General features: G+C 52.1%; 13 protein-coding genes. 6 read left to right on the top strand and 7 right to left on the bottom strand.

The window, feature by feature from the left end:
- Positions 1–6 precede the first annotated feature (6 nt).
- Both ACYVAD_RS15855 and ACYVAD_RS15860 read right to left on the bottom strand, forming a co-directional pair.
- Positions 7–2,397: an ABC transporter permease gene (locus ACYVAD_RS15855; protein ID WP_461140490.1), complete on the bottom strand. Its 2,391-nt coding sequence runs from the start codon at positions 2,395–2,397 to the stop codon at positions 7–9.
- Between the two features lie 17 nt (positions 2,398–2,414).
- The gene (locus ACYVAD_RS15860) at positions 2,415–4,799 is read right to left on the bottom strand and encodes an ABC transporter permease (protein WP_461140491.1); all 2,385 of its coding nucleotides are present in this window, start codon (positions 4,797–4,799) and stop codon (positions 2,415–2,417) included.
- Between the two features lie 43 nt (positions 4,800–4,842).
- Between ACYVAD_RS15860 and ACYVAD_RS15865 the strand changes: the two genes are divergently transcribed.
- On the top strand, positions 4,843–5,292 hold the full coding sequence (locus tag ACYVAD_RS15865; RefSeq protein WP_461140492.1) for a hypothetical protein: 450 nt from the start codon (positions 4,843–4,845) through the stop codon (positions 5,290–5,292).
- Positions 5,293–5,294: 2 nt separating this feature from the next.
- Here ACYVAD_RS15865 and ACYVAD_RS15870 read toward each other — a convergent pair whose 3' ends face one another.
- The gene (locus ACYVAD_RS15870) at positions 5,295–5,972 is read right to left on the bottom strand and encodes an ABC transporter ATP-binding protein (protein WP_176566357.1); all 678 of its coding nucleotides are present in this window, start codon (positions 5,970–5,972) and stop codon (positions 5,295–5,297) included.
- 84 nt (positions 5,973–6,056) lie between these two features.
- On the opposite strand from ACYVAD_RS15870, the gene ACYVAD_RS15875 reads away from it, so the two are divergent.
- Positions 6,057–6,419, top strand: coding sequence for a four helix bundle protein (locus ACYVAD_RS15875; RefSeq protein WP_461140493.1), 363 nt, complete (start codon positions 6,057–6,059; stop codon positions 6,417–6,419).
- Positions 6,420–6,524: 105 nt separating this feature from the next.
- Here the strand turns inward: ACYVAD_RS15875 and ACYVAD_RS15880 are convergent, their stop codons facing one another.
- The gene (locus ACYVAD_RS15880) at positions 6,525–7,772 is read right to left on the bottom strand and encodes an efflux RND transporter periplasmic adaptor subunit (protein ID WP_461140494.1); all 1,248 of its coding nucleotides are present in this window, start codon (positions 7,770–7,772) and stop codon (positions 6,525–6,527) included.
- Between the two features lie 207 nt (positions 7,773–7,979).
- Positions 7,980–9,704, bottom strand: coding sequence for an ArnT family glycosyltransferase (locus ACYVAD_RS15885; RefSeq protein WP_461140495.1), 1,725 nt, complete (start codon positions 9,702–9,704; stop codon positions 7,980–7,982).
- Positions 9,705–9,816: 112 nt separating this feature from the next.
- Here ACYVAD_RS15885 and ACYVAD_RS15890 point away from each other — a divergent pair, with 112 nt between their 5' ends.
- Positions 9,817–11,226 (top strand): sigma-54-dependent transcriptional regulator, encoded by a 1,410-nt coding sequence (locus tag ACYVAD_RS15890; RefSeq protein ID WP_461140496.1) that lies wholly within the window; start codon positions 9,817–9,819, stop codon positions 11,224–11,226.
- 126 nt (positions 11,227–11,352) lie between these two features.
- Here ACYVAD_RS15890 and ACYVAD_RS15895 read toward each other — a convergent pair whose 3' ends face one another.
- The gene (locus ACYVAD_RS15895; RefSeq protein WP_461140497.1) at positions 11,353–12,657 is read right to left on the bottom strand and encodes a serine hydrolase; all 1,305 of its coding nucleotides are present in this window, start codon (positions 12,655–12,657) and stop codon (positions 11,353–11,355) included.
- A gap of 6 nt (positions 12,658–12,663) precedes the next feature.
- Positions 12,664–13,416, bottom strand: coding sequence for a lysophospholipid acyltransferase family protein (locus ACYVAD_RS15900; protein ID WP_461140498.1), 753 nt, complete (start codon positions 13,414–13,416; stop codon positions 12,664–12,666).
- 212 nt (positions 13,417–13,628) lie between these two features.
- On the opposite strand from ACYVAD_RS15900, the gene ACYVAD_RS15905 reads away from it, so the two are divergent.
- From ACYVAD_RS15905 to ACYVAD_RS15915, 3 genes are all read left to right on the top strand, one after another.
- Complete coding sequence (locus tag ACYVAD_RS15905; protein WP_461140499.1) at positions 13,629–14,573, top strand: acyl-ACP desaturase; 945 nt, start codon at positions 13,629–13,631, stop codon at positions 14,571–14,573.
- A 6-nt stretch (positions 14,574–14,579) separates the two neighbouring features.
- A complete protein-coding gene (locus tag ACYVAD_RS15910) occupies positions 14,580–15,983 on the top strand; it encodes a sensor histidine kinase (protein ID WP_461140500.1) in 1,404 nt (467 codons plus the stop codon).
- 137 nt (positions 15,984–16,120) lie between these two features.
- Entirely contained in the window at positions 16,121–18,841 is a 2,721-nt protein-coding gene (locus ACYVAD_RS15915; protein WP_461140501.1) for a PAS domain-containing sensor histidine kinase, read from the top strand.
- The last annotated feature ends 6 nt before the right edge of the window (positions 18,842–18,847 follow it).

Here is an 18,847-nt window from a genome sequence, read left to right on the forward strand (position 1 = left end):
GATAGCTCATTCGGAACGTAACGACTTAACGGGATTGACCAGGGCGGCCCGGATGCTTTGGTAGCTGACGGTTAACACGGCGATACTAATGGCTAGTCCACCCGCCAGGGCAAATACCCATCCCGACAGTTCTGCCCGATACGCAAAGCCTGTTAGCCATTGATTCATGACGTAGTACGCCACCGGGCTAGCAATGACGATGGCGACGAGTACCAGTTTCAGAAAATCTGTCGAGAGTAGAGCTACCAAGCTGCTGACCGACGCGCCCAGTACTTTTCGGATACCAATCTCCTTGACGCGCTGTTCAGCGGAGAAGGTTGCTAGCCCGAACAGGCCCAGACAAGAGATCAGAATGGCCAGCGCACCGAAATAATTGATGAGTACACTGACCTGTTGCTCGCGATGGTAGAGCTTTTCATACGCTTCGTCCAGAAAGTGGTAACTGAATGGATAGTCTTTATTAAACTGTTTAACCAGGTGTTCCAGATCTGCCAGAGCCTGCGTAGTCTGCCCGGCGCGCGGTTTGATCAGCAGATACTGTACACTTGGCGGCATATACGTAATGACAAGCGGCTTGATGGATTCATGTAGCGAGCCGAGGTGGAAATCCTTCATGAGGCCAATGATTGGTCCTCTGCCAAACCAGAACGTAATATACTGACCTACGGGTTTTTTCATTCCCGGCGTGGATTCGCTCATCAACCGAGCGGCTGCTTCGTTGACAAGGTAGCAAGCTGTGTCGGCGAGCGCGTTGGGCTGAAAGTCGCGTCCATCAAGTAGTTTAATACCGGTGGTCTTGATGAAGTCATTCCCAACCGACATGGCTGATACCTCCACCAACTGCTTTTCATTTTGGCCCGACCAATGCAAGTCAGTGGTGCTGCTTTGTATGTTCAGCGGCAAATGGGCAGCTGTCGTTGCGCTCGCTATCGACGGTCGTTGTAGCAGTTCATGGCGCAGGGCTTCCGCTTTTTGGTAGTCGGTTAACTGGCCTTCCAGGCTCAGGTACACTATATTATCGCGGTCAAGACCGAGGTGTTTAGTACGCAGGTATGTCATCTGTCGACCAATGACCAGCATACCGACGATCAGGAAAGTCGACAGAGCGAATTGAAACACAACCAGTACCTGCCGAAGCTGGGATGGACCCAGTGTAGTTTGACGCTGACCTGTTCGCACTGTAAGCCTCTGCAAAATGCGGATGGGCTGTACGCCAGATAAAAACAGCGCTGGATAGCTGCCGGCCAGTAAACCGGTAAATAGCACTAATCCGCCAATACCCAACCAGCGTGATGGATCGGTAAAGTCAAGCGTAATATGTTTGTCGAACAAGGTGTTGAAAGCTGGTAAAGTAAGCCACACCACTATCAGCGCTAAGACTGCAGCTAACAGACTCAGTAGCGTAGACTCGCTCAGGAATTGACCGATCAGTGCCATCCGTCGGGCCCCAACTACCTTTCTGACGCCTACCTCGCGTGCCCGTTTAGTGCTACGGGCGGTACTCAGGTTCATGAAATTGATACAGGCGATCAGCAGAATAAACAAGGCTACTAGCCCGAAAATCCGAACGTATTCAATCTGTCCACCTACGGCAACGCCGTTTTTATAGTCGCTCCAGAGATGCAGGTCTGTGATGGGTTGCAGAATAATCTGCTCCTTGTTGTCGAACGTGGCGTACCGGCGGAACATACCTTTCATGGTGGCTTCTGCCTGCTGAGCTGTGGTTCCGGGTTTCAGGCGCAGGTATGTCTGCACCGCGTTGAACCCCCACTGCGTTTGCCACTCTTCTTCCTGGGCCTTGAAATTGACAAGCCAGTCGAACTGAAGTGTGCTGGTAGCCGGTAGATTTTCCAGGACAGCCCCAACCACAAACCGTTTGTTGTTGTCGAGTTGCAGTGACTGCCCCACGGCCTGCCTGTTCGGAAAGTAAATCTCGGCCAGGCGTTGGCTGATAACGATCTGATTTGGGCTGGCTAAAGCCGATTTGGGGTTGCCCGATACCGCAGGTAAATCAAATACGTCGAAGAAGCCTGCCGATGCATACTGTCCCTGCTCTTTCGCTACTCGATCGCCGACACGAATTAGTCGCTCCGAGGGCCATGTCAGCTTCGTAACAGCGGCTACCTGGGGTACGTCGCGGCTAATGGCTTCCGTCAACGGACCGGGGGTAGCAAACGCCGTTTGCGTCTCTCCACCCCGGAAATTGAAGTTCACCCGTACGTACTGAATCTGGGCGTGGTCAGGCAGGAAGCGGTCGTAACTCAATTCATCATACACCCACAAACCAATGAGCAGACTACAGATCATACCCAGCGCCAGTCCGACGATGTTGATAACTGAGAAAGCTTTGTTGCGTAGCAGGTTTCGCCAAGCGATTTTGACGTAGTTAGTAAGCATATAGGGTGGGATGGAAGTTACTCGGAACGTAACGACTTAACGGGATTGACCAGGGCGGCCCGGATGCTCTGGTAGCTGATCGTCGCAAACGCGATCAGAATCGCCAGGCCGGCGGCCAGGACCATGAACCACCACTTGATCTCAATACGGTAGGCAAACGTGCTGAGTACTTCACGACCAAGCCACCAGCCAATGGGCGTGGCAATCAAAATAGCCAGCATCACCAGTCGTAGAAAATCTTTCGAGAGCAGGAACGTGATGTTGAAGGCCGAGGCTCCGAGCACCTTGCGAACGCCGATCTCTTTGGTACGTTGCCGGGCTACAAGCGTGACCAACCCGAAAATACCCGCACAGGCAAGAAGGATTGAGAGAACCGTTACAAAACTGATCATTTGCCAGATGTTCTCCATCGAGCGATACGAGCGGGCTACGTCGTCAGACAGGTACGAATACGTAAGGGAACGTCGCGCCGGAATTTTCTTGAATTCGCGCTCAAGTTCAGTAATGACGGCAGATGCTTTGGTTGCATCAGTCAGCCGTACTGTCAGGAAACTGCTTAACCGTTCGGGGCCGCCATACCACTGGACTACGGGCTCAATCTGGCCCGTTAGGTTCTGGTAGTGATAATCTTTCGTTACGCCGACAACGGTGTAAAGGGTGGGATTGCTAACCTGCCTGATTTTCTTGCCAACGGCGGTTTTCCAGCCAAATGCCCGCATGGTAGCTTCGTTGATAATAACCGCATTACTGGCTGAGTCGGCAGCCGTTGCGTCCGAAAAATCACGACCTTCCCGTAACGGTATCTTATAGGTTTCGTTGAAGCGTACCGCCCCGCCCATGTGCCGGACATTGGTTTTACGGGCCTCGTCACCCTCGGGATAATAGGTATTAAAATTGGTCTGGTAGGCAACGGGCGTGTAGTACGTGCTCGTAAACGATGCTACGTTTGGGTTCTGCCGCAACCGGTTCAAAATGCCTTGACCCTGAGCAACCGCCGTTTCTTCGTTTCGGTACGCTAAATCGGTTTTGAAAACCAGCACGTTGTTCCTGTCGTACCCAAGATCCGCTTCTTTCATGAACTGAATCTGCTGACGCATACCGATGGTGCCCAGAATGAGGACGACAGCCAGCGTAAACTGCAACGTGATCAGACTGTCCTGCCGCAACCGACCTTTTTTCGGATTGCTTACCAATTTACCTTTTACGGCGTCGGTCGTTTTCAATCCAAGTAGATACAGCGCCGGATACGTACCGGCAATCAGAGTAACCGTCAGGGCTACAGCCAGTACCGCCAGAATAGTCGGATAATCAGTTGCCAGATTGATGTCCAGTTGCATGTTCTCACTGCGAAGCTGGTTGAAATTTGGAATCAGGTAATACGTCGCAAACAGCACCGATAGAATCAGTGATGCCAGCACGACCAGCCCCGATTCGGTCCAGAACTGACGTAGTACCGACTGACGCTCCGCCCCGACCACCTGCCGCACGGCTACTTCCTTCGCCCTGGGCAGCGCCGATGCCGTATTGAGGTTGATGAGGTTGACACTGACGATGAACAGCAAGAATAAAGCAATCACAATGGACCCCTTAATCAATCCGGCAAACGACGGATTTTCGGTATGAATGAAATTCTTGTACGGGCTGACCAGCAGCGACCGATGTTTGGCCTCCGCATCGAAATGAGTTTTTACTAATTGAGGCAATTTCGCTTCCAACTGACCTGGATCAGCGCCTTCTTTGAGTAGGATAAACGTACTGGCGAAGTTATTATACCAGTTAGCCTGGTTGCGAAAACCGGGGTCATCGGTTAGGTTCGTCGCGGGAATTAGAATGTCAAACTGCTGCGACGAATTAGCCGGTATTTTATCCAATACGCCGGTAACAAGGTACTGTACTGTATCGCTGACTGTTACGTGTTTGCCCACTGGATTGGTGGAGCCGAACAACTGCCGCGCCACTTTCTCGCTGACGACTACCGACCGTTTGTCATGTAGCGCCGTAATTGGATTACCGTACTTGAGCGGGAAAGTGAAGACCTGAAAGAAGGTTGAATCAACGTAAGAAGTAGCTTCCTGTACACTTTTGCCACCGTATTCAAGCCAGGGAGCGTTCCAGTTCTGGATGTGCGTGCCCGTTTCGATTTCCGGATAATCGCGCAACATCTGGCCGAGCAGCGGGTACACGGACTGGTTGTAGGTGCCGTAGTCGGGAATTTTGCTTTGGACGATGTAAATCCGGTCTATTTTTTGGTGAGCCGTGTCCCAGTACAGACATTTCTGGGCAAACAGAATCAGGACTACTACACATGCCAGTCCTAAGGCCAGACCAGCTACGTTGATCGTCGTGAACAGGCGATTCCGCCACAAGCTGCGAAGCGAGATTTTGAGGTAGTTACGGAGCACGGTGATTTTGGGTTAAATTTGACTGGTCGATCAACAGATAGCTATGCCTGAATATCCACACTCCACGTCACTACAATACCTTGTCGAAGAGGATTATATGGGCGTCAACGCTCCAATTATTCATCAGAGCGTTATCGCCCGGCTCACGGCTGGTTTGTATCCCCTGTACCGGTCGGGTCAGGTCCCGTTCGAACCCCTTCCCGAGACGATGCTCACCGAAGGATACGCTAGTCCGGTTCCTGATGTGATTCTGTACGATCATCAGGCCGAACAGACACGGATTATCGTCGAAGTTTGCCAGACAAACGGACAAAAGAATGACCTCAAAAAAGTTGTCTGGCTGATCGAAGAAAACGAATACGGAATAGTCGAAGGATTTGTGTTTAACTACAAAACACACGTCTGGCTTCGCTACAAAAAAGGTGATGGCGGAGCCGCTACCGATTCGTCTTCTTCCGACGTACTGAACCTCGACCTAAATGACTTTCTGTAGGTTCAGACGTGGAAATTCTCCGTTACTACCTTGCCGTCGAACAGGTTAATGACCCGGTGTGCAAACCCGGAGTCATAGGGTGAGTGCGTCACCATGATGATGGTCGTGCCTTCGTCGTTCAACTCACTCAGGAGCTTCATTACTTCCTCCCCATTTTTGGAGTCGAGGTTACCGGTCGGCTCATCGGCCAGTATTAGTTTGGGTTTGGCAACAACGGCCCGCGCAATGGCTGTCCGCTGCTGCTGACCGCCTGACAACTGCTGCGGGAAGTGATTCCGCCGGTGCATAATGCTCATCCGCTCCAGCGCTTCCTCCACACGCTTTTTACGTTCGTCAGCGGGCGTTTTCAGGTAGAGTAATGGTAGTTCAACATTCTCATAGACGGTTAGCTCGTCGATAAGGTTGAAGCTCTGGAACACGAAGCCGATCGACCCTTTGCGTAGCTGTGCCCGCTGCCGCTCCGACATTCTGGCCACGGCCGTACCGTAGAAGTTGTATTCGCCTTCGCTGGGGTTATCGAGCAGCCCCAGGATGTTAAGTAGCGTCGATTTTCCGCAACCCGACGGGCCCATGATGGCCACAAATTCGCCATCCCGGACTTCCATGTTGATACCGTTCAGGGCGGTCGTTTCGACTTCCTCGGTCGCGAAAAGTTTCTGGAGGTTAATGGTTTGGATCATAAAATTTTAGGAGAAAAGCAGGAAGGGAGGAGGGAGGAAAGAAATGTGTACTTTAGCTCTGAAACCACCACGTACTCCTAACTTATGGCAAAAATTGAAAAGTTTGAAGATCTTGTCGTTTGGCAAGAGGGCTTAGCTCAAGCCGTGAATTTGTATAAGCTATTAGCAAACTGTACTGATTATGGCTTGAAAGATCAAATGAGACGATGTTCTGTCTCTGTTCCATCAAACATTGCAGAGGGTTATGAACGGCATACAAATAAAGAGTTTGTTCGATATTTACGTATCGCCAAAGGGTCAAATGGCGAACTGCGGACGCAAATACATTTAGCCGTTGCTGTTAATATTATCGATCCTGAAATCGGACAGCAATTACTCGGTAAAAGCCGACTCATCTCTTCCATGCTTCAAAACCTGATTAAGGTTAGATTGGAGAAGTTTCAGTAATGGAGGAGGAAGGGAGAAAAGGTAGAAGAGGAGGAACGAACATCTTGTTGTATACTCTTTTCCTTTCCTACCTTCCTCCTCTCCTCCTCTTTGAACTCTCCTTTTCTAAAACTCCAACACCTCGTTCTCCCCGAAATTCTCGTAGCTGCTGGTGATCACCTGATCGCCGGGTTCGAGACCGGAAAGGACTTCGTAATATTCAGGGTTTTTGCGGCCCAGCGTGATCGTGCGCTTGACGGCCCGCTTGCCTGATTTGTCAACGACGTACACCCAGTTGCCGCCCGTGTCGGAGAAGAAGCCGCCCACCGGCAGCAGCGTGGCTTTGGCCGCCTTGCCCAGTTCCAATTGTATCGGCGACGATTGGCCACGCTTGATGCCTTCGGGTGCCCCCTTCGGGAAAATCATATCGACTTCGAAACGACCGCTTTTTACTTCCGGATAAACCCGGCTAATCGCCAATGGGTAGGTTTTACCGCTAAATTCGAACGTACCATTCAGCCCTGAGAAGACCCGGCTGATGTAATGCTCGTCGACACCGACGCGCATTTTAAAGCCGTTCATATCGTCAATCTGGCCAATGTTCTGCCCCCGGTTGATGTTCGAGCCGACTTCGACATCGATGCTCGATAACTGACCGGATACCGGTGCTTTCACGACCAGATTATCCAGCGTTTGCTGCCAGAGCGAGACATTTTTCTGCGTCCGGGCCAGCGTTCCTTCGAGCTGTTTGATTTGAAACTTAGCGTTATCTTCCTGGTACTTCTGGGTTTCGGTTTCAATCTTCCGCTGACTGGTTAGCCGTTCGTAAGCCCGTTTGGCTTTCAGGTAGTCCTCTTCCGAAACAACCTTGTCTTTATAGAGCTTGGCCTGACGGTCATAGCTATCTTTGGCCTGATCGATCTGGGCGTCGAGGTCGGCCAGGGTTTTGCGGAGCGTAAAGCGCTCGATCTGAATTCGTTGACGGGTATTCTGCAGGTCGTTCACCAGTCGATTGGCTTCCGTTTCTGATTGTAGAAAGCTGAGTTTCAGACTCTGGTTTTCCAGTTTCAACAGGACATCGCCTTTGTTAACCATGGTACCCCCTTCAACCAGCTTCTGCGTTACGTAGCCGCCTTCAATAGCGTCCAGCCGGATCGTTTTGAGGGGTTGAACCACCCCCGTAACGGCGATAAAATCCTCGAAAGGGCCGGTCGTTACGTCCGATACGGTGATTTTGTCTTTTTCAACGTTCAGCGTTGAACGTCGGTCGGCAAAGAAAAGCGTGTAGGCCAGTACAGCTGCGATCAGCACACCTCCTCCGGCGAGAGCGATGCGTTGGTTCGTCCAGAATCGTTTAGGTAAGACGCGGTCCATTGGTGTAATGAGCGAAAGAATGAAAAAGCGAAAGAGCGCTTAACCTCTTTCGTCAAGCCAAACTTTTCAATAGCCGTGCCAACTGTATTACTTTCTTGTTAATCAGTATGTTGTCGCTTTGCGCTACTTGAAGGGCTGTCCGCTTTCGGACGATTCCTGTCCGCTTTCAGCTTAAGCCCCTGCTAACGTAATCACTCTTTCACCTGTTTACTCCGTTCCGGTGCTCCGGTTCACTCCCTGAATATCTACCAGCACGTACGGCTGAAGCGTCTGGTTACGGGTTGCGTAGTTCAGAAAGGGATACGATAAGCGACTAACCGGAAAATAGGGAAAAACGGCCACCGGCTGAATAGCGAAGTCGTTTTTGGAAAGGGCATCCACAAAAGGCCCTTCGGCGAAAATGCGTTTGGGTCCTGTCTTTACCAGTTCACGTAAGGCGGAATCAGAGCGGACATACGGTGTGGCGCCCCTGGCATAGAACTCGTATGACCAGTAGCTTCCACTCCCTACGCCTGTTCCCGGCTCGTAAAGCCATGTCTGTTGACGAGCCAGGTCGGGGTTGTTATTGACGTACTGGGCGGCTGCCATACCGGCCTGATACTGCATGAACAGTGGGTACAGAACAAAATTCATGACACTCGCCACCACCAGCATGGCACCCACCATGCGCCCCATGAGGCTGAGTAAGTTAGTATGACGAAACAGGAGAACCGTCATGATCACCAGTAATAAGGACCAACTGATGGCACCGGTTTGTTGAGATGGCTTAACCAGGATGACCGCCCAGACAATGACGCCGATCAGCAAGACGCCGATAACGGTTTGCCCAACTGTCCAGCGTTTCAGCGCCATGGGCGAGAGGCTAACCAGATATTGGGCCGTCAGGACAGCGTAGAACGGGAAGACAATATTGATGTAATGGGGCAACTGAAAACCCGATAGGGAAAAGAGAAGAAAGGTCGCGAGTCCAGTACCAAGTGATACGTATTCAGTAAGTGGGTTCTGTCGTTTAACAAGTCCTGCCAGCGCTTTGCCAATACCGACATACAGCGGCAACGACCAGGGGATGAAGGCCCACAGCAGCGTGTGCAGAAAGAATAATTTATCACCCTGTCCTTTGATTGGCCCCGTGTTGAAGAACCGACCAAACTGACTGTCCCAGAAAAAGAATTTTACGCCCGATACGTTGGTTTCGTCGAACACGACTTTTTCGGGGTGCAGGTCAAACTGCTGGTAGAGGCAATAAATTTCGGGTAGCGTGAAGACAAAGGACAGTACTACCGCTATATACCAGCGTGGCTTAAGAAATTCGCGCCACTGACCAGTCAACAGCCAATGAAGGACCAGCCCCGCCCCGATAGGAACGAGCACGAACGGGCCTTTGGTCATCAGCGCGCAGGCCGTCAGGAAAGCGCCCAGAACGAGGTGGTAAAAACGTGCGCCCAGAAAGACGCGGTAGAAGTGATAGACAGCCCCGATAATCAGGCCAGTCAAATAGGGTTCAGCCCTTACGTCGCCGTTCGACAGTATCGTATGAAAGGCGGTTAAAATAATCAGCGTGGCGACCTGGGCAACGAGTTTGGAATACGCCAGCCGGGCGAAAGCGTACGTGTACGCTACACCCATAAGAAAGAACAGAAGTCCTGGTAACTTATAGGCAAAGCTGGTGATACCGAAAAGTAGATAACTAACGGCCGTCATCCAGAACGGGAAATGAGGTTTGTCAAGCCAGTCGGTATCGAGCGCATACAGGTTGACAAAATCACCCGTCTGCGCCATGCGCTTGGCGATGGTAGCGTACAGGGCGCCGTCGGGTTCCAAAATGGCCGAATATAGGCCGGTTGCGTTGAGGAAAACTCCGGCCGCAACAAGTACGTAGAACCAGCGGTCAGAAAAAGGGAACAGGGTGGAACGTTGATCAGGTACTGTCATTCGGGTACGTAGCGAGGGCCGCTGTGGCGGGTAAAGTACGTAAGAAAAGCCCAAAATGCCGTTCATCCATCAGGAACATGCAACAATCCCCCGTCTCGTTTATCTTTGGCGTATGCAAGAGGCTAAATTGCTTATCGTCGACGACGACCCAGACGTATTACTGGCGGCCCGGCTGCTGCTTAAGCGGCATGTTGGCTCCGTGGATATTGAAAAGAATCCTGAGAAACTGCCGTTTTTGCTCAATAATAATCAGTATGATGCCATCGTGCTGGACATGAATTTTCAGCGCGATGTGAGCAGTGGCCGCGAAGGATTTGCCTGGCTCGACCGGATTCTTGATATCAATCCGCAGGCCCGGGTCGTGCTGTTCACGGCGTACGGCGACGTTGAAATGGCGGTTCGGGCCATGAAGGCCGGAGCTGCTGATTTCGTGCTGAAGCCCTGGCAGAACGATAAGTTTGTCGAGACGATCCGGGGGGCAGTAGAGAAAAGTGAACGAGCGAAAGGACGCAAGAGCGAAGGCCAATCAGACCGGAGCGACGAGATCACTTCGGGAGAGAAGGTAGGTCGAAATGGCAAGGAGAAGAATGGTTCACCCAACCACTCAACTACTCAATCGCTCATCGGCAGTGCTATGCGACCGATTCTGGATACGGTTGAACGCGTCGCGCCAACGGATGCAAACGTGTTGATTCTGGGTGAAAACGGGACGGGTAAAGATCTGGTGGCGCGGGCGGTACATGAGCAATCGAACCGCAAAGACAAGCCGTTCGTGAGCGTCGATGTAGGAGCCTTATCCGAGAGTTTGTTTGAAAGTGAATTATTTGGTCACGTAAAAGGGGCGTTCACCGATGCCCGTGACGACCGGGCTGGTCGATTCGAGGAAGCCAACGGCGGCACCATTTTTCTGGATGAGATCGGAAACCTGACCTTGTCCCAGCAGGCTCGTTTATTGACGGTACTACAACAGCGACAGGTTACCCGCATCGGATCAAACAAAGCCAAATCCATTGATGTACGTCTGATCTGTGCTACCAACGTCGACCTGAACGAGCGCGTGGCCGAGCGGTCGTTTCGCCAGGACTTGGTGTATCGAATCAACACGATTGAGCTGCATCTTCCTGCGCTACGTGACCGGCCAACTGATATTGGGCCATTAGCCGAGCACTTCCTGAAAAAATACGCTAAGCAGTACGGTCGCCCCGTAACGGGACTAAGTTCGGCGCTGCTGGCCGAAATGAAGCAATACCGCTGGCCGGGTAACGTACGGGAGCTACAGCATGCCATCGAGCGGGCCGTCATTCTGGCACCGGGCAAAACGCTGGAACCCGCCGATTTTGTTTTCCGGAAAGATACGTCATCCACATCGCCCGTCAACGAAACGCTTCAATTGGAAGACATGGAGCGACAGTTGATTCAGCAAGCTATGCAAAAGCATCGGGGCAGTATCACCGACGTAGCGCGTGAGCTTGGTCTGTCGCGGCAGGCCCTGTACCGACGGCTGGAGAAGTTTGGGCTGTAGTACGCAAATATTCTACGACATTACCCCCAACCCCCTAAAGGGGGCTAATTGATTCATAGTCAAGCTATAGCCCCCTTTAGGGGGTTGGGGGTAATGCAGCACAACATCTAGTCGCCTACTTAACGCTTAATTGTCGACATTTTTGATCGTCGGGCGCTGGTCGTTTCTGCGCGTTTCGTACTGAACACGAAAGCGACTCAGATTAGGAGTATAAGATCGTTTTCTACCGAGTTCGTACTGGTAGATGGTCTGCCCCAACTGATAAAAGAATGGGTGCGCCACGCTATCGTATTCGTACTTATTGTCGTTCAGGATTCCGTCGCGGTTGACGTAAATCGTAGCCGACAGCATGAACTCAACCTTGTTCGTGAAGTCAGCTACGTACGACGCGTCCGTCGCAAACCCGTACGCCCATCCCACCTTGTTGAAAACCCGAACGCCCGCCGGAAGCTGATGATGCAGGCTGTCCTGGAAGAAGAACTTGACGTAGCTGTCGTAGTATTGCTTTTCGTCGTATTTCGGGTAGTTGGTTTCGCCGGGAAACTGCGACAAATACTGGTATAAAAATGAGTAGTCGTCCTGCGTCAGCGAAAAACGTTGCCGGGCGGGGACCGACTCCGGAAACATGACCGACTGCAGCATCTGGCGCAGAGATTCCAACGGCAGTTTGTTTCGTCCGGTGAAGTCGAAGGGCTCATTCACCAAACTGTCTTTGCCAGTCAGATACCCCTTGCCCAGTTTAGCTGTCCGACTGAAATCGAACGGATCGTCGTTGTAAGCAGCTGGTTGGTTATAAAGCACGTTGCCCTGTTTGTTAAGAAAACGAACGGGATTTGTCCGGCGGTTTTCTTCGGGCGTGAGCCGGATAAAGCGGTGCGTGATTCGCGTATCCAGATAGCCCTTGGCGTGCAGTGAGCGGTTGATGGTTTGCTGCCCCAAAAACTCGTACATCCGGTTGTACGCATCATTGTCGCTAACCAGAAATGCCTTTCTAATGAACTGCGCGATGGATGGGTAACCCGTTTCGGCGGTATTATCCCGCCAGGATTTTGTCTGGCTTTTGTCGCTGCTGTCGACCTGCATGGTTGTGAACTTGTCTACGCCAGCCAATCCTAACCGGTTCAGTTTCTCCAGCGAGAGCAATGCCAGCGGCAGCTTCACCGTCGAAGCTGGGTTGAAATACTCGGTGCTATCAACGTTGACGTAATAGGTAGTGAACGACGGCTTATTCTTTTTGTCCCGGTTGATCTGGGTGTAAATAATTTGGAGTCGATAAGTGTCAGGATGCCGCAGTACGGCCTGGAATAATGGGTTGTCGTTCTTCTTGAGCAGATCGACCAAAAATGCGTCCGTTCGCGCCTGGCCAAAGCCAGGCAGGCCAAGACAGGGCAGCAGCACAATTCCCAGCAGGCAAATGTATCGGTAGATCATAGACGATTAGTACGTAGTGATTGGTCCTACTGCCAGCTCCGCTGTCATCGCGTCGTAGGCCTGCTGCACAACCGCTTCCGGCGTTTGTCCGGCAGGATCAATGGCGGGCAGCACTGTCCACGACATGGCTGTAAAGGAGCGTAACGGAAACAGCCCTTTTGGGTTGAAACGACCTGTTCCACGGATCACGACGGGGACGACCAGCGCTTTGGGAGCCCGTTTCAGCAACACGCTGACGCCCCCCGGCGCGAACGTGCGCATGTTTCCCGATGGCGAGCGGGTTCCCTCCGGAAAAATTACTACCGAGCGCGTTTCCTGCTGGATGAGTTTACCCAGTCGCGCGATTTCCAGAATGGCTTGTTTGGGGTCCGATCGGTTAATGAGCGCGGCTCCGCTTTTACGCAGATTGTACGAAATACTGGGAATGCCGTGCGCCAGTTCGACTTTAGAAACAAACACGGGCGAATGCTTACGCAGAAACCAGTATATAGGAGAAATGTCGAACATACTCTGGTGATTAGCCACGAAAATGATAGGCCGGTCAGTGGGAAGGTCGGTAAGCTGCCGGTAACGAACGGTACTTCCCGTCAGGTACCAGCCGAGCATGATGCCCCCGTTCATGTAGTCGACGACTTTTTTGTGGGCCTGCTTGCCGAATACGTTGAACGCAACGACCTGAATAACGTGAAAAATGAGAAGTAAGAGACCGAAATAAAGGAGGTAGAGGCAACTGAGCAGGTAATCAATAACTTTTTTCATACAGGCACTACTGTACTAACGAATTGGAACTGGACGTATGGTTTAGCCAAAAGTACTAAATCGGTTGCCATTCGCCGAGATATGGGCTAACAGAAAAAGGTGAAGCCCCGCAAAACTATCGTTTATTTTAGCCGTAACTTGCCAGTAAAATCAATTACCCCCTTTCTGGCGTTATTAAGTTTATGAGTATATCGGGCACACGTTTGGATGTAATGCAGTTCCTTGGCGGGAAGATCGACAACGCCCTGGACGATTACCTCAAACCTATCGAATCAAACTGGCAACCCTCTGATTTTCTGCCTGATTCAACGCAGGAGAATTTCTTGAGTGAGGTGAAGTTGCTTCAGGAAAGCGCGCGCGAACTACCCTACGACTACGTCGCCGTGCTCATTGGCGATACCATCACCGAAGAAGCCTTGCCAACCTACGAATCCTGGTTAATGGATATGGAAGGGGTAGAACAGGGCGATAACCATAGCTGGACCCGTTGGATACGCGGCTGGACAGCCGAAGAGAATCGCCACGGCGATCTGCTGAATAAATTCCTGTACCTGTCGGGCCGGGTGAATATGCGGGCGATGGAAGTATCGACCCAGTACCTCATTGCTGACGGCTTCGACATCGGCACGGGGAAAGACCCGTACCGGAACTTTGTTTATACCTCATTTCAGGAGCTAGCGACCAACGTATCGCACCGCCGGACGGCGACGCTGGCCAAGCAGGCGGGCTGTCCGCAATTGTCCAAAATCTGCGGTGTTATCGCATCCGACGAGATGCGTCACGCCAAAGCGTATAAAGCGTTCGTAAGTCAGATTTTTGAGGTCGATCCGTCCGAAATGATGCTGGCCTTCGAAGATATGATGCGTAAGAAAATCGTAATGCCCGCCCATTTTCTGCGCGAAACGGGCGTAAAGATCGGCCAGACGTTCAGCCACTTCTCCGACGCGGCTCAGCGACTGGGTGTCTACACGACGCACGACTACATCGATATCGCCGATTCGCTGCTGGTCGACTGGAACATTGCGGGTATTGCGGATCTGAACGATGCCGGTCAGCGGGCGCGTGACTATCTGATGGCCCTTCCTAACCGTCTGCGCCGGATTGCGGAGCGGACGAAAGTGCCAACGCTGGAATATCCATTTAGCTGGATCGGTTAATCGAACATGAACCGTTTTGCCCTGGGCATTGGCTGGCGTGTTGTCGGGATCGTTTGCTGGACAGGACTGCTGACCGCTTTGTTTATGCAACGGGCGAACGGCTTATGGATCATGCTGCTGGCTGGTTTACTGAGTTGGCAAACCATCAACCTGTATGGCTACGTTACGGGGCTGAACCGGAAGCTGACGCAGTTTCTGGAATCAATTCGCTATTCTGATTTTACCATTAACTTCCGAACGGGCAGTAACCTGGGACCAACGTTTCGGGAGCTGAATACGCAGTTCAATGAGGTAATGGCGGCCTTCCAGCGCGCTCGGGCTGAGAACGAAGCCAGTCTACACTACATCAATACGATTATCCAGCATGTCAATGTAGGCCTTCTCACTTTCGATGCGTCTGAGCAAATCGAATTGGTCAATCAGGCCGCGTTACGACTACTGGGAATTTACCGACTCCGAACGCTGACCGATCTGGAAATAGCCCATCCCGAACTGGTCAAACTATTGCGTGACGCTGACACCGTATCCACTGAGCACAACCGAGCCACGGCTGTTAGTGGCCCCCTGTTGTATCAGATCAATAAAGGCCGGATGGAAGGCGAGTTGTCGGTGCGCTGTACGGCCGTTCGGTTACGTGGTCGGCTCGTGACGGTCGTGTCGCTGCAAAATATCCGGACGGAGTTACAGCAGCGGGAGTTAGACGCCTGGCAAAACCTGACTAAGGTGTTACGCCATGAGATCATGAACTCCATTACGCCTATTGTTTCGCTGTCTGGAACCATGCGTGACATCGTGGAAGCCGATCTGGTGCCACTAGGCGAGACTGAGACCGACGGTCAAGTGAACATTTCGGCCGCGTCCTTTTCCTCGTCTATCAGCGACCTACGTGATGCGTTGGCAACGATCGAACAGCGGGGCGCTGGTATTATGAAATTTGTTGACGCTTACCGGCATTTTACGACAATTCCCCAGCCGGTTCTGACTGACGTAGCCGTCGATCAGCTTCTTCGGCACGTCGCACAGTTGATGCAGTCCGAAGCCCGGAAAAGCAACGTAACAATTAGTGTGTCCTCGCCCGAACTGGTCATCCGGGCCGATGCCGTACAGATCGAAATGGTGCTGCTGAATCTGCTGAAGAACGCTATGGAAAGCCTGATCCAGACCAGTAATCCCAGTGTTCAGCTAACCGCGCAGGATAGTAACAACCAGGTAATAATTCAGGTTACTGACAACGGACCGGGCATTGAACCGGAAGCTTTGGAACAGATATTCATCCCGTTTTATACGACCAAAAAGACGGGCTCGGGCATTGGGCTGAGTTTGTCCCGTCAGATTATGCAACGTCACGGGGGGCAGTTAGTGGCTGAATCAACCCCCGGATCGGGCAGCGTATTCCAACTGATTTTCTGACGGAAGAGAATCCGTTCTGTTCGAGGGCGCTCAACGTTGAAAGAATGAGCTGCGCGCTTTGGCATCGCAATTGAGGAACTAAGTAGTGAAAAGCCGAATTCCGGCAAGCGAGAAATTTATTCTGATTAATGACAGGTTTGGATGATCGTTTATTAGCAAACGAGCGGTTTGAATTGTTGGCCAAAGCCACGCGGGACGCCGTCTGGGACTGGAATCTGGATGACAATGTTGTCTGGTGGAACGAAGGGTTCTTTGATCTGTTCGGCTATGCTCCGGAGAGCCTGGAACCTGGTCCCGAATCATGGTATAACCGTATTCATCCCGACGATCGGGAGGAAACGCTATATCACATCCACGAAATCATTGATAAGGGCGGTACGAACTGGAGTCACGAATACCGGTTTCGGCGGGTCGATGGGTCATACGCTACTATCTTCGACCGGGGTTACATTATCCATCGGGATGGCCGAGCCGTCCGAATGGTTGGGTCGATGCAGGATGTGTCGACGTACCGAGAGTTACTACGGCGGCAGCAGGAAAGCGACGAGCGCTACCGAATGGCGCTGGAAGCCACCAAACTGGGCTCCTGGGATTATAACCCTGTTACTCAGGAACTCCGTTGGGATGATCGGTGCCGAGAGGTATTCGGAGTATCGCCGGGCGTCCCGGTTAGCTGGAGTGTATTCGAAGAGGGAGTCCATCCGGACGATCGCGCATTCACCCTGGCCGCCGTTCAGCGGGCCGTCGACCCCGTCATCCGGAGCTATTACAACATTGAATACCGCACGGTTGGCAAGGAAGATGGGCTAATCCGCTGGGTACGGGCAACCGGACAAGGCTACTTCACAGATAAGAACGTTCCGTACCGGTTTGTCGGAACCATTGAGGATATTACCGCCGATAAGGCGAAAGACAACGCGCTGCGAGCCAGCGAGGAACGCTTTCGAACGGTTGTCGAACAGGCACCCGTTGCCATGCTGGTTTTCCGTGGCGAAAACATGGTTTTTGAGACGGTCAATCCAACGATGCTGTCGGTACTGGGCAAAACGACCGATATCATTGGAAAACCGTTGCTGGAGGGAATCCCCGAAATTAAAGGCCAGCCCATCGTTGATGTACTACATCAGGTTTACCACACGGGACAACCTTATTACGGTTGGGAAGTACCAGTTACGCTAACGCGAAATGGGCAAAAAGAAGAATGCTTTTTCAACGTAGCCTGCACGCCCATTCGGGAACGGGACAGCATTACGGGAATCATTGAAGTAGCTACCGACGTAACGCAGCAGGTTGTGGCCCGGAGAGCGCTAGAGAAAAGCGAACAGCGTTTCCGGACGTTGGTCGCCGAAGCACCGTTTGCCATTGGCGTGTATGTAACTGAGAATATCATCATTGACAATGCCAATTCGGTGTTGCTGAAGATGTGGAGTAAGGATGCCTCCGTCATTGGTAAGACAATAGAAGAGGGTGTTCCGGAAGTTAAAGGTCAGCCGTTTCCTCAGTTATTAAAAGATGTGTACCGAACCGGAATTCCTTATGAAGCAATGGAGCAGCGGGCTGATCTGCTTGATGGGGATGAATTAAAACCATACTGGTTCAACTTCACCTACAAACCGCTGAAGGATGCCAGTGGGAACGTATACGCCATCCTGCACATGGCTGTCGACGTAACAACGCAGGTTGTGGCCCGGCAACAGCTGAAACAGGCGCAGGAAAGCCTGGCTACTGCGATTGACGTAGCGGGCTTGGGTACCTGGCAGATTTATCCGATGATCGGTGACGTTACCTTTTCGGACCGCGTCAAGGAGTGGACAGGCTACGGACCCGATGAGCTGATGACGCTGGAGGATGCACTGGATTGTGTGCCCCAGAAGGAGAGTGTTATACGGGCAATCGAAGGAGCGTTACAAACAGGTGATGGACAATTAGCCGTCGAATACCGGCTCATTAATCGGAAAACCGGACAGGAACGAATCATTAGTTCGAAGGGGCAGGCCTTCTTTGATGAATCAGGGGTGCCTCAGGTAGTCGTTGGGGCTTCGTTCGATGTTACGTTGCAGCGAATGAACGAGCAAGAACTGAGTCGGCTGGTTACGCTGCGTACGCATGAACTGGAACTGGCTAACCATGATCTGCAACGGTCTAACGATAATCTGCAACAGTTCGCCTACGTAGCGAGTCACGACTTGCAGGAACCCTTACGTAAAATTCAGTCATTTAGTAGCCTGTTGCAGGAGCAGTATGCGCAGGAAATTGATGATCGCGGACGGGACATTCTGTCCCGGGTTCAGCAGGCGGGCGAACGCATGTCGACGCTGATTCGGGACCTGCTCAATTACTCGCGAATATCAACCCGGCAGCAGGTCTTCGAACCTGTGTCGCTCCAGAAAATTCTGGATGATGTGCTTGACCTGCTCGATCTGCGTATTCAGCAAACCGGAGCCGTGATCAACGCCAGCAACCTGCCGACGGTACGGGGCGACGAATCGCAGCTGCGGCAACTGTTTCAGAACTTACTGTCCAATGCCCTGAAATTCAGCTTACCTGACCGGCCGCCTGTTATTAACGTAACGACGGTTATCGTAAAGGCTGACAAAGTGCCTAACCCGTCCGGACGCATCAGTCAGGCCGCGAAGTTCACTAAAATCGATGTGAGCGATAATGGTATTGGTTTCGAGCAGAAATATGCGGATCGGATTTTTCAGGTTTTCCAGCGCCTGCATTCGCACAGCCAGTACGCCGGCACCGGAGTCGGGCTGGCTATCTGTCAGCGGGTAGCTGAAAACCACGGTGGAACGATCACGGCTACCAGTCAGCTGGGGCAGGGCACTACGTTTAGCGTTTACCTGCCGGACTAGACTCTT

The organism is Spirosoma pomorum (assembly GCF_054776615.1).

Excerpts from the sequence above, each read along its gene's own strand:
- ACYVAD_RS15855 (WP_461140490.1), bottom strand. The coding sequence starts at position 2,397 with ATGCTTACTAACTACGTCAAAATCGCTTGGCGAAACCTGCTACGCAAC.
- ACYVAD_RS15865 (WP_461140492.1), top strand. The coding sequence starts at position 4,843 with ATGCCTGAATATCCACACTCCACGTCACTACAATACCTTGTCGAAGAG.
- ACYVAD_RS15870 (WP_176566357.1), bottom strand. The coding sequence starts at position 5,972 with ATGATCCAAACCATTAACCTCCAGAAACTTTTCGCGACCGAGGAAGTC.
- ACYVAD_RS15875 (WP_461140493.1), top strand. The coding sequence starts at position 6,057 with ATGGCAAAAATTGAAAAGTTTGAAGATCTTGTCGTTTGGCAAGAGGGC.
- ACYVAD_RS15880 (WP_461140494.1), bottom strand. The coding sequence starts at position 7,772 with ATGGACCGCGTCTTACCTAAACGATTCTGGACGAACCAACGCATCGCT.
- ACYVAD_RS15885 (WP_461140495.1), bottom strand. The coding sequence starts at position 9,704 with ATGACAGTACCTGATCAACGTTCCACCCTGTTCCCTTTTTCTGACCGC.
- ACYVAD_RS15890 (WP_461140496.1), top strand. The coding sequence starts at position 9,817 with ATGCAAGAGGCTAAATTGCTTATCGTCGACGACGACCCAGACGTATTA.
- ACYVAD_RS15895 (WP_461140497.1), bottom strand. The coding sequence starts at position 12,657 with ATGATCTACCGATACATTTGCCTGCTGGGAATTGTGCTGCTGCCCTGT.
- ACYVAD_RS15900 (WP_461140498.1), bottom strand. The coding sequence starts at position 13,416 with ATGAAAAAAGTTATTGATTACCTGCTCAGTTGCCTCTACCTCCTTTAT.
- ACYVAD_RS15905 (WP_461140499.1), top strand. The coding sequence starts at position 13,629 with ATGCAGTTCCTTGGCGGGAAGATCGACAACGCCCTGGACGATTACCTC.
- ACYVAD_RS15910 (WP_461140500.1), top strand. The coding sequence starts at position 14,580 with ATGAACCGTTTTGCCCTGGGCATTGGCTGGCGTGTTGTCGGGATCGTT.